The organism is Streptomyces cupreus, from assembly GCF_014257025.1.
Classification (GTDB): domain Bacteria; phylum Actinomycetota; class Actinomycetes; order Streptomycetales; family Streptomycetaceae; genus Streptomyces; species Streptomyces cupreus.
In genome coordinates this window covers 1-10,492 of the sequence record NZ_JACMSF010000117.1, presented here as the reverse complement: position 1 = coordinate 10,492, position 10,492 = coordinate 1, and the positions used below count along the sequence as shown (strand labels likewise).

At 70.2% G+C, this 10,492-nt stretch carries 12 protein-coding genes and 2 pseudogenes; 3 read left to right on the top strand and 11 right to left on the bottom strand.

Going from position 1 to position 10,492, the window contains the following annotated elements; genetic code table 11:
- Positions 1-170 precede the first annotated feature (170 nt).
- The 8 genes and pseudogenes from H4N64_RS43095 to H4N64_RS43060 all read right to left on the bottom strand — a co-directional run bounded on the left by H4N64_RS43095 (position 171) and on the right by H4N64_RS43060 (position 6,076).
- Entirely contained in the window at positions 171-1,385 is a 1,215-nt protein-coding gene (locus H4N64_RS43095) for a helix-turn-helix domain-containing protein (protein ID WP_186288082.1), read from the bottom strand.
- Positions 1,328-1,813, bottom strand: a complete 486-nt coding sequence (locus H4N64_RS47100; RefSeq protein WP_186288081.1) for a hypothetical protein — start codon at positions 1,811-1,813, stop codon at positions 1,328-1,330. The genes H4N64_RS43095 and H4N64_RS47100 overlap by 58 nt, the downstream gene beginning before the upstream one ends.
- Positions 1,810-1,998, bottom strand: a complete 189-nt coding sequence (locus tag H4N64_RS43085; RefSeq protein WP_186288080.1) for a hypothetical protein — start codon at positions 1,996-1,998, stop codon at positions 1,810-1,812. Before H4N64_RS43085 ends, H4N64_RS47100 begins: the two co-directional genes overlap by 4 nt.
- A pseudogene (locus H4N64_RS43080) lies at positions 1,995-2,474 on the bottom strand (N-acetylmuramoyl-L-alanine amidase); the annotation flags it as partial. The pseudogene H4N64_RS43080 and the gene H4N64_RS43085, both read right to left, overlap by 4 nt.
- Before the next feature lie 470 nt (positions 2,475-2,944).
- Entirely contained in the window at positions 2,945-4,474 is a 1,530-nt protein-coding gene (locus tag H4N64_RS46265) for a sigma-70 family RNA polymerase sigma factor (protein WP_186288079.1), read from the bottom strand.
- A gap of 145 nt (positions 4,475-4,619) precedes the next feature.
- Positions 4,620-5,186, bottom strand: coding sequence for a hypothetical protein (locus tag H4N64_RS43070; RefSeq protein ID WP_186288078.1), 567 nt, complete (start codon positions 5,184-5,186; stop codon positions 4,620-4,622).
- Positions 5,187-5,254: 68 nt separating this feature from the next.
- Positions 5,255-5,761: a hypothetical protein gene (locus tag H4N64_RS43065; protein WP_186288077.1), complete on the bottom strand. Its 507-nt coding sequence runs from the start codon at positions 5,759-5,761 to the stop codon at positions 5,255-5,257.
- Between the two features lie 75 nt (positions 5,762-5,836).
- On the bottom strand, positions 5,837-6,076 hold the full coding sequence (locus H4N64_RS43060) for a hypothetical protein (protein ID WP_186288076.1): 240 nt from the start codon (positions 6,074-6,076) through the stop codon (positions 5,837-5,839).
- Between the two features lie 305 nt (positions 6,077-6,381).
- On the opposite strand from H4N64_RS43060, the gene H4N64_RS46125 reads away from it, so the two are divergent.
- The 3 genes from H4N64_RS46125 to H4N64_RS43050 all read left to right on the top strand — a co-directional run bounded on the left by H4N64_RS46125 (position 6,382) and on the right by H4N64_RS43050 (position 8,570).
- A complete protein-coding gene (locus tag H4N64_RS46125; RefSeq protein WP_260860378.1) occupies positions 6,382-6,510 on the top strand; it encodes a hypothetical protein in 129 nt (42 codons plus the stop codon).
- A gap of 158 nt (positions 6,511-6,668) precedes the next feature.
- Positions 6,669-7,403 (top strand): C40 family peptidase, encoded by a 735-nt coding sequence (locus tag H4N64_RS43055; RefSeq protein WP_186288075.1) that lies wholly within the window; start codon positions 6,669-6,671, stop codon positions 7,401-7,403.
- Between the two features lie 222 nt (positions 7,404-7,625).
- The gene (locus H4N64_RS43050) at positions 7,626-8,570 is read left to right on the top strand and encodes an expansin EXLX1 family cellulose-binding protein (RefSeq protein ID WP_186288074.1); all 945 of its coding nucleotides are present in this window, start codon (positions 7,626-7,628) and stop codon (positions 8,568-8,570) included.
- Between the two features lie 13 nt (positions 8,571-8,583).
- On the opposite strand, the gene H4N64_RS43045 is transcribed toward H4N64_RS43050, so the two are convergent.
- The 3 genes and pseudogenes from H4N64_RS43045 to H4N64_RS43035 all read right to left on the bottom strand — a co-directional run.
- Positions 8,584-9,786 (bottom strand): glycosyltransferase, encoded by a 1,203-nt coding sequence (locus tag H4N64_RS43045; RefSeq protein ID WP_186288083.1) that lies wholly within the window; start codon positions 9,784-9,786, stop codon positions 8,584-8,586.
- Between the two features lie 46 nt (positions 9,787-9,832).
- Positions 9,833-10,171 carry a hypothetical protein gene (locus H4N64_RS43040; protein ID WP_186288073.1) on the bottom strand — a complete coding sequence of 113 codons (339 nt, stop codon included), beginning with the start codon at positions 10,169-10,171 and terminating at the stop codon, positions 9,833-9,835.
- Positions 10,168-10,492 (bottom strand): annotated as a pseudogene (locus H4N64_RS43035) (aa3-type cytochrome oxidase subunit I); the annotation flags it as partial. The gene H4N64_RS43040 and the pseudogene H4N64_RS43035, both read right to left, overlap by 4 nt.

Below are 10,492 nucleotides of genomic sequence, written 5' to 3'. Positions count from 1 at the left end.
TCCGTCGGGGTTGCGCGCGGGCGATGGGGTCTGCGTACTCTCGGCCATGTCGACTCCAGCCAGTCGGCCATGCCCCGGGGCCGTTCGCGCGGTCGCCGGGGCGCTGCACGACTCATGGAATCGGCGCGCTACGCAGGGTGACAGGGATGGAACGTCCCACTTTCGCGACGCTAGTCGCCAACCCCCAGGAACTCTGCCAACGGCCGCAGCCCCGGCGGGTGGTTAGGGAGTGCCCACAGGTCGCGCACGATGGCCACGGCCAAGGTGTGGTGCTGAATCCATGCTGGCGCCACGCGGCGTAGCGACTCCAGTGCCTTCACGGCCCCGGCCGAGTCTCCGAGGTCCGTATGGGCTCGGGCTACGTCCAGCAGCAGCCACGTCCGCCAGGACGGGGGCACGTCCTTGCCCAGCCGCATCCCCTTCGCCAGCGTCAGGGCATCCTCAGGGTGGCCGTACTGAACGGCCAGCCGGACGCGCTCAATGCGTACCGATGACGGGCTGAACACGCTGACCATACGGTTGTCGCTGCCCTGCGGCAGCTTGGCCACCCGGGCCGCTTCCTTCTCCGCATTCGCCATCAACGCGGAGGCCCGGTCGTAGTCGTTGCTGCGAGCGGCAGACGTGGCCGCGGACATGGTCAGCGCGCCCCAGACCTTCAGGCCGTCAGCAGTGTCCGTGTGCCCGCTGTCCCTGATGTCGTCTGCGGCATGCAGGGCGATGCTCAGGGCGTCGCTGAGGCGCCCTTGCCGCTGGTAGGTCCACGCAACAGAGTTGACGATCATGGGGCGTAGCAGGGGGTCGGAGGATCGTCCCGCGGCGTCTATGGCGCGCTCCAGGCTGATGAGGGCGAGGTCCGTTTTCCCCATCCGAACGGCGACGTGCCCGGCGAGCTGGAGGGCCTTGCCCAGCGCTGCGAAACCGGCGCCCCGATCGTCGCCGTTGGCCGAGGCCGCGACCGTGCGCGCATCCGAGATCATGTCGGGCAGCGACTTCATCACGGTGTCGAACTCGGCTGCGTGGTACTGCGTCCAGCCGTCCGCAATCTGCTCGCGCAGGGCGGCCAACGAAAAGTCGGGTCCTGGTGGTTTTGGCTCCGGCCCCCAGAGCGCCGGCATGATGGCGCGCCGCACCGCTACGAAGCGTGGCCCGTCGTTCTCTCCCGTCGAGGCGACGGCGGGAGGGTCTCCCAGGAGTGTGGTCAGCTCTACCCCGAGACCGTTCGCCAGCGCGTGCAGGGTGGGCAGGCGCGCCGAATGCTTCCGGCGCTGTTCGAGCTGACGGATTACGTCGACGGATACGCCGGAGCGCTCGGCCAGATCCTCTTGTGTCAGGGAGGCCAGGCGGCGCAGGCGTCGGAGAGTTCGCCCCAGGTCTTCATTTGCCACGTGGCCACGGTACGCCGCCGGGGCAGCGTGGGACCGTGGCCGTCGACAACGTGGTCCGGGCATGTCGAATCGCCCCCTGCACGGCCCGCGTTGGGGCCGTGCAGGGGGCGTAGATGGGTCAGCCGCCGAGGGCTTGGTAGAGGGCAACGGCGAGAGCGCCAATGGCGGTCAGGGCGGCCAGTGACGGTAGCGGCCATCGGGCCCTTCTCCAACGTGGTGACGCGGGGCTCGATGTCGCTGCTCTTCGGCATGGCCTCCAGGGCGCGGAGCCGGGCTTCGTGGTCGGAGAGGTCGGTGCGGATGTCCTTGGTTTCGTTCAGGATGCCGTCGAGCTTGGCCTCGATCCGTCCCACCGTCTTCGCCAGGTCCCGCACCTCCTGATACGTCTGCGCTGGGCTGATGTACAAGCCCGGGTCGGGCACAGTCATCTGCCGTCCTCGCCTGCCTGCCGGTTGGGCACGGCCCAGGTGAAGCCGAGGGCGGCGAGCACGGCGATCAGCGCGGCCCATCCCTCGGCGGCGGGCACGGTGTCGTCGGTGACCGCGACAGACAGCGAGCCCGCGCCCGCGGCAACAGCGGACACCACCGCCTTGGCGTACTTCGAGATCCTCATCGGGACTCCTTCTCCAGCGCGGTGACGCGCGTCTCCAGGGCGGTCAGCCGCTCCTCCGTGGTGGGCGGCTGGGGCTTCGGTGCCGGCGGCTTCGGGGCGGTCGGCGACCAGCTGGCGGAGTGCTTGAGCCGCTCGGCGATCCGGTCGCCCAGCATGTCCATGTCCACCCCGGCCGGATCCGGCTTGCCCGGCTGCCACTCCTTGTGGGCGATGACCGACTCGGCGTGCCACCCGTGGGCGCGGCAGAGAGCGGCCGATACCCGGACCATGGCTTCGAGCTGTGCTTCGGGCGAGTTCTGGCCATCGCCCGTATTGATCGCTTAGAAGCCGTAGAAGTGACGGTTGCTGTCGGTGTTCGCCTCATTGTCGACCGGCAGCTTCTCGTCCCCACGGACGACCGCGTCGAGGGCGTCGTCGTCGCCGTTCCCCGCGTGATTGGCGCGGCCGTAGCCGACGAGGCGGACGATGCCGGAGCGGTCGAAGTCCGGGTTGGTGGTGAGCCGATCGGTGGAGGTAATGAACGGGACTGGCAGGTGTGTCGCCCCGCTGCGGGGGTGTGCACGACCAGCTGGGTGTCGTCGGCGTCCACCGCCGCCGCCAGCAAGCTGCCGCCAGGTGGGGGAGTGCAGGAGGTGGTTGTCGCGGACCGGCCCAGTCAGTACCCGCAGCCTCCGGGGGGCGAGGGAGTCGGCTCCGGGGCGGGTGTGGGATCGGTCGTGGAGGCGGGTTCGGTCTCCGGGACTTCGGTCTCCTCCGGCGCCTCCTCCTCAGGCGCCTCTGTCTCCGGGGCCTCCTCAACGGGGTCGTGGTACGCGGGGGTTGGGGTGGTCGGCTCCGGTGTCGGTGTTACGGGAGCTTCGGATTCCGGGGCTTCCGGCTCCTGCGGCTCCGTTTCGGGGACCTCGGCCTCGGGGGCCTCCACCTCAGGGGCCTGTGGTCCGTCGGGCTACGGCGTCTCGTATACCGGCGTTTCCGGCTTCCCTTCGGCCGGTTCGGCCGGTTCCGCAGGCTCGGCCGGTTCGGCCGGTCCAACGGGATCAGCGGGGTTGGCGGGTTCAGCGGGCTCGGCCGGTTTGACGGGTTTGGCCGGTCCAACGGGATCGGTGGGCTCAGCAGGCTCGACCGGCTTCACGGGCTCAGCAGGCGCAGGAGCCGGGTCTTCGCCTCCCGGCGCTGTTCCGTTCCCCGGAGGCGCGTCATCCACCGGGGCTTCAACCGCCGGCTCGCCCCCGGACGGCATCGACTCATCGGCGTCCGACGCCTCAACCGCAGCCACTTCCTCAGCCACGGCCCCAGCGGCAGCACCGCCCGAACCGTCAGTCCCGGGCTCCTCACCCCGCCCAGTCTCACGCGGCTCCCCCGAGCCACCCCGCTTCTGCGGCGCGTCCACCCCAAGGCCAGGCCCCTCCTGCGGCGCGTCCATCCCTATGCGGGGCTCCTCCGTCGGCCGCGCCACCGGCGCCTCCGCCAATGGCGCCCTTGCTTCCTGGACCGGGACCGGGTCGCCCGTGCCGAGGGCGATGACCAGCGCGAGGGCCGCTCCCGTCACCGCCGCACCCGCCGCGATTGCCGTCGGCGTCTTCGCCGAGCCCCCGCCCGTGACGGATTGGCGTACGGAGTGCAGCAGGCCGCCGCCCTGGCCGCTCAGGGTGGCGGTCGCCGCGCCGGCGGACCCCGCGGCGAAGGACAGCAGGAACTTGCCCGCGCCGCCCACGGCGAAGACCAACAGCGCCGGGCCGATGAGTGCGGGCAGACGGTCGTTGGCGCGCATCAGGACCGCGAGACGGCCCCGGCATTCGTCACACCCGTCCACGTGGCCGAGGAGGCGTTCCGACTGTCGAGCTGTCGCGTTGCCCCGCACATACGCTGGCATACGCACCCAGTGCACCTCGCACGCGGGGTCGTCGGGGGCGCCGGTCTGTGAGCGCAGGAAGGCCTGGCGCATGCCTTCGCGGGCGCGGTGCAGAAGTACGGCCGTGGCGCCCTGCTTGGCGCCGATCCGCTCCCCGACCGCCTCCAGCGGCTGGCCCTCCGCCTCCGCCAGCCACAGGGCCCGCACCCACCGCTCAGGGAGCTGGCCGAGCACGCGGACCAACAGGTCCACGGACGAGACCTGTTCGGCGGGGTCGGCCGCCTGCGGGCCCACCTCGCCCCCCTCGGCCCTTTCGGCGACGGACGGGTCCTGCGGAGTCTCGCGCGCCGCGCTGCCGGCGGCGATCGCGAGGTGACGCACGGTCGTCGTGAGGTACGCGGGCACGTTGTCGATCTCGTGCCCGGCGGCCAGCCGCCGCCAGACGCGGAAGTGCGCCTCGGCCACGAGGTCCTCGGCGGCCCAGGAGTTCCGCGTGAGCGAGCGCGCGTACGCGACGAGGCGCGGCTGTTCCTCCTCGTAGATACGGGCGTACGAGGCGGTGGCATCGGACGCCGATACAGGGTTCGTCGGCTGGGCGGGCACCTTGGGGAAGCCGTCGGTCATGGCAGGAACGCTCCAGTTGCCTGCGGAGGGGGCGCGAATGAGTTCGTCAGCGTAGATGACAAAAGATTCAACAAAGGTTTCGCTACTCACAGAAGGTGACGTAAGTCATATTGAGTGGCTCCGGTTACGGCGTCAGTTCGTCTGTTCAGGTGTCGGTTCTCGGTGAGGCAACCAGGAGAGCGTGTCGGATCTTGTGGGCGAAGTCGTGCATGGGGCGTTGCTCGGTGGCGTCGATGGATGGGGCGTCGATGGCGGCGTTGACCAGGCGGAGGGCCTGCTGGATGACTCTGCCTCGGTGGGCGTAGGCGTCGAGGAGGGCGTCGACGTTCGACCGGGCGGCCATGGCGGGGGTACTGCTGTGGCCGGTCGCGGGGATCGGGGCCGCTTTCGCGCCGCGAGCACGAGCGGGCAGGACCGGGGCGCGGACGGCAGCGCCCTTCTCACTCAACGTCAGCGAGCGGATGTGCTGGTACTTCTCGTCGGTGGTGTGGCCGTCCCACTGCACGCGTGGGTCGGTGGACGGCACAGTCATCACGTGATCGAACAACTCGACGTCACGTGGGGCGATGTGCCAGCAGAGCTTGTGTCCCGCACTGTTGAGGTACAGCAGCTTCCAGCCGGGTTCGTCGATGCCGGTTGCCGCGGTCAGGAAGGCGTTGGGGTGGTGAAGGGAGGCGAGCCAGGCGAGGAGATGGGCGCGTTCGCGATACACGCCGACCCGCTTGGTCTCGACGTCTGCGAGTTGGACACGGAGTTCGGCGGCCTGCTTGACGGCGTGTCTTATGTGCGCGGCGTCCAGGTACTCGTCAGGTTCGTGGCCTGGCGGGGCGCGGTGTGGGCGTCCTGCCTGCCGTTGTGGGAGCCGTAGCGGTGGTGCGCCTTGTCGAGTTGCTCGCGTAGCCGGTCACGTTCGGCGTACAGGGCGTCGAGGGTGTCGATGGTGATCGTGTTGATGCTGTGGCGGTCGGTCATGTTGCGCTGGTCCTGGCGGAGTCTGCGGGCTTGGGGGTCGAGGCCTGCGACAAGTTTGTTGAAGCGGGTGCGCTCGGTGGCGAGAAACGCGGCCTCCTCCTGAGCGGGGGTGTCGGTCGTGGTGGCGTGGTCGCGGGAGCTCATGCGGTAGACGATGTAACAGCCGGTGGACAGGCACAGCGTGCTGACGAGGAGGAGGAACGGGATCATGGCCTTGCTCCGGTGATCTTCGCGGCGGATGGGGACGGTGAGCGGGGCGGTGGCGCCTGTGGGGATGAGGGCGGACGCGGCGAGCAGGAGGCGAGCTGCGGTCATTCGGCGGCTTTGAGGCAGGGGTGAGCGCGCATGCTGCCGTCGCGCTTCGGCTGGAAGGCCCGTCCGCAGCCTGGGCTAGAGGAGCCGTTCGTCGCCGGGTTCGATCAAGGCCGCGATGCCGGTGTCGAGGTCGAGCCAGACCAAGAGGGTGACGAGCGCGTCGGCTTCGAGTGAGTGGCGGTTGGCGATCCGGCTGAACGTGGCCGGAGCGAGCCGTGTCTGCTGCGCGACACCGCGCCAGGTGAGGCCGAGTTCCCGGCGTCGGGTGTCGAGACGGCGGTGGAGTTCGGGGACGTCCAGGCGGTAGGTGCTCACGAGGTGCGCCTCTCAGTCGGGATGCCTGCGCGCTCGGTGATGTCGGTGCTGTGCGTGGCACGTCGCGCGCAGTTCCTGACGACGGTGGGTCTCTCGTCCCACCGGTCGCGGCTGCCGACAACAAGGAAGTCGGTGTGCATGAACGTGTGTCTCCTGGATTCGGGGCCGGGGGTTCGTCCAGGGAGAGCACGACGGGGCGCGAGCGATTACGCCAAATCGGATAGATCTTTTTCGGGGGCGTCAGCGGTCAGCGGTTGGACGGTATGACCACCGCCCGAACACCCGTCCCGAGAGAAGGAGCTGACGTGTCGTCCATCGTCGAGCGGTTCACCATGTCCAGGGCCAGGCGCCGCTTCTCCCGGCGTGGCCTCGGGCGGGATGCGGGTGGTGCCGGCGGGCGCGCGACCTTCTTCTGGAGCCGAGCGAACTGCTGATCCAAGGGACTGCTCGCCTGATCGTGATGCAGAGCACAAGAAATCCTTCGGAATGCCGCAATGCACCCGGCCTGTCCAGGGTCGTACGGGGCGTACGGACAGGGAGCTGTCGGCATTCGCCAGGGCTCCCAGTGCAGCCCTCTCCGAAGGAGAACAACATGCGATGGCACTCTCTGGCCTTGCCGGCCGCGGTCCTCACTCTGGGCGTGTCGGGGGTGTCCCCGGCCCTGGCCGGCGGTGTCGATCATCCGCGCGATGCCGCGATGGGTGGGAGAGGCGTCCACCAGGGAATCGTGGCGGCCCATTGGCCCGGGATCGTGTCGAAGATACTCAACGCCGCGGACGCCACCCAGCAGGCGGCCGCGAACCACGAGCTCCAGGCCGAGCGTGACGCGGCGGCCGCCCAGGCTGCCAAGCAGGCCGCGGCGGACCTCAAGGAAGCCAAGGCGGAGGCCAAGAAGAAGGCCGAGGCTGCACCGAAGGCGGCTGCCGAGCGGACCACCCTCACCTCGATCTCGACGGAGTTGACCCCTGCCAGCGGCAGCGTCGCGGCGGTCATCAGCTTCCTCAAGGCGCAGGTGGGCGATGCCTACGTCATGGGTGGCACCGGCCCCAACGCCTGGGACTGCTCCGGCCTCGTCCAGGCCGCGCTCAGGCAGGCCGGCGTCGACCTTCCCCGTGTCGTGCAGTACCAGTCGACGGTCGACACCGGGGTCTTGCCCTCCAACCTGCAGGTCGGCGACATCCTCTACTGGGGTGCGAAGGGTTCCGCGTACCACGTGGGCGTTTACATCGGGCAGGGCCAGTACCTCGACGCGGCCAACCCGGCCAAGGGCGTCGTCATCCAGGATCTCTCCGGCTACCGGGCGACGGGTGCGGTGCGCGTTCTCTGAGTACGTCTTCTCTGAGTACGTCGTGCAGGGTCGGCTTCGGCAAGGAGTTCGACGTGAACACCGCAGCGCCCTCTGCACGGCCGAGGCGGCTGTGCAGGGGGCGTTCGAGGACAGGAAACGCGCGGCAGATGTCAGTCATGGGCGTGAATTCGGTGGCAACCTTTGCGCCCTCTGTGGCCACTGAACAGTGCACCATCGACTCGATCCCTCGAACGGACACGCATGAACACACCGAGACAGGCCGCTCGGCAGCGCAGGCGTAGGCGCACGCTGATGGTGGGCACCACGGTGGCGCTCGCCGTCACCGGTGTTCTCGCCTATCTGGTCATGGCGTTGCTCCCCGACCGCGAGGCCGACACGGGGTCGACCGTGGCCGCGCCCGCCGCCGGCACTCCGGTGACGCCAACCCCGACCCCGACCGGCAGCCCGACCGCGACAAGTACCCCGAGCCCGACCGGATCCCCGACGCCGACGGCCGGCGCGACCACCGCGTCGGCGCGGCCTTCCGCCACCAAGGCGTCCCCGCGGGCGACGTCCGCCGCGGCAGGCTCGGCAGGGCGGATACGGCCCGGCACCACCTACGACGGGGTCGCCACCCACTACGACGCCGGGGACGGCGACGGCGCCTGTCTGTTCGGGCCCAGCGACGACCTCATGGTCGCGGCGATGAACACCACCGACTACGAGACGTCCAAGGCGTGCGGCGCGCACGTGCTCGTCCGCGCGGCGAACGGCAAGACGGTCAAGGTTCTGATCACCAACGAATGCCCCCTGCCCTGCGCACCCGGCCAACTCGACCTCAGCAAACAGGCCTTCGCCAAGCTCGCCGACCTCAATCAAGGCCGGATCGCGATCACCTGGAGCCTGCTGAGCCCGAGCACGTCCGACACGATCTCCATCCGGTACAAGACCGGATCCAGCACCCACTGGTGCGGCATCCAGGCGATCGGCCACCGCAATCCGGTCGCGCGGCTGGAGGTCGGCACCGCGGGCGGCTGGCGGCAGCTGCCCCGTACCGAGTACAACTACTTCCTCTCCGAGGACGGCAGCGGGTGCGGCGGCGCGATCAGGATCACCGACATCTACGGCGAACGACTGACCGTCAATGGGATCGCGCTGCGACCGGACGTCGCACAGACGACCAGTGTCCAGTTCGCCCGACACTGAACCAAGCGCCCTTTCAGCGCGCCAGCCGCTCCACCGCCGCAAGAACCGGCGCCGTGCCGTCCTCCTCGCGGATCCGTGCGCCCAGGGCCTGCGCCCGGGCGCGGTACGCGGTCTGGCGTACGGCTTCGTCCAGGGCCGGTGCCAGCGCGTCCGCCGTCAGCCCGCGCAGCCGAACCGAGCGCGGCGCCACGCCCAGGGCGACCAGCCGTTCCGCCCAGAAGCCCTCGTCGAACTGGATCGGCACCGGCACGGCCGGAACCCCGGCGCGCAGCCCTGCCGCGGTCGTACCCGCGCCCGCGTGATGGACCACGGCGGCCATCCGGGGGGACAGCGCGGAGTGCGGCACCTCGTCGACCGTCAGCATGTCGGCGCCCTCGGCCTCAAGACCGCCCCACCCCCGCTGGATCACCCCGCGCAGCCCGGCCCGCCGCAGCGCCCGCACGATCCGGGCACTGAGCCCTCGGGGATCGGGCACCGTGGCGCTGCCCAGGCCCACGAAGACCGGCGGGTCGCCCGCGTCGAGGAAGTCCAGTAGTTCGGCGGGGAGTTGGGCGTCGCGGTCGTAGGGCCACCAGTACCCGGTCACGTCGAGACCGCGCGGCCAGTCCCGCGGTCGGGGCACCACCAGCGGGCTGAAGCCGTGCAGGACCGGCAGCTCGCGGACGCGGGTGCGGGGCAGTCCCAGGCGGGCCCGCACCGACGGCAGCGTTGACGCGAATATACGGTCCATCACCAGGTTCACTCCGTGTCCGGCGACCCGGTTCCCGAGGGCGCCCAGGGAACCGCCCCCGAGCACGGGCGGCGCGAACTCCCGGGTGGGGGCGAGGGGTTGGAGATAGACGCCCATGCTGGGCAGCCGCAGCCCCTCGGCGACGGTCCGCCCGAGCGGGGCCAGTGAGCTGGAGAGCAGCAGTATGTCGCTCTCACGTGCCGCTGCCACCAGATCGTCCGCCATTTTCCCCACCAGCGCCCGCGCCAGCGCGGCCACCCGCATCAGCTTCCCGACTCCGGTCGCGCTGCGATGCAGCCCCCGTCCGCGGGAGGACTCCAACTCCGCCCGCGGATCCACGGGCAGCGGATGGAACCCGAGCTCCGAGCCCGCCACCAACCGCTCGAAACAGCCATGGGTCACCAGGGTGACCTGATGTCCCTCCCGGGCCAGTGCATGCCCGAGACCGGTGTAGGGGGCCACGTCGCCCCGCGAACCCGCCGTCATGATCGCTACGCGCACGACGGCCAGTATGGCCCCGGGAGCCGCATCCTCAACACAGCGCGACGACGAGTCCCACGCCGACCATGACCCCGGCGCACGCCACCAGCCAGCCCGCGAGCAGTCGGCGCCGCAGCGCGCCGTACCTCGCCTCGTACTCTGCCCGCAACTCCTCCGCCCGCTCCGCCGTACGCTGCCACGACCGCCGCGCGAGACTCACGTACTCCGACTCGAACCGCCGCTCCACCTCATTCCGCTGAGCCTCCGTCAGCCAGGAGGCCAGCGGGGCGCAGAAGCGCTCGGCTGCGGTACGGCCCTCCTCGCGGGTCGCGGCGACGAGCAGATATCCCTCGATCTGGCCGACGAGCCCACGGCCCTCCGTGGCCGTCACCGCGCGCTCAACTCCCGTGTCGGCGCCTCGGTTTGGGGGTGGTGGAGGTCGAAGGCCGGGGATTCGCTGCGGATGCGGGGGAGTACGACGAAGTTGTGCCGCGGCGGCGGGCAGGCAGTCGCCCATTCCAGTGAACGGCCGTAGCCCCACGGGTCGTCGACCTCGATCTTCTTGCCGTACTTGGCGGTCTTCCACACGTTGTAGAAGAACGGCAGGAATGACAGGCCGAGGACGAACGTGAAGACCGTCGACACCGTGTTGAGCGTGGTCAGCCCTTCCACCGCCAGATAGTCGGGGATCCGGCGCTGCATACCGTTCGTG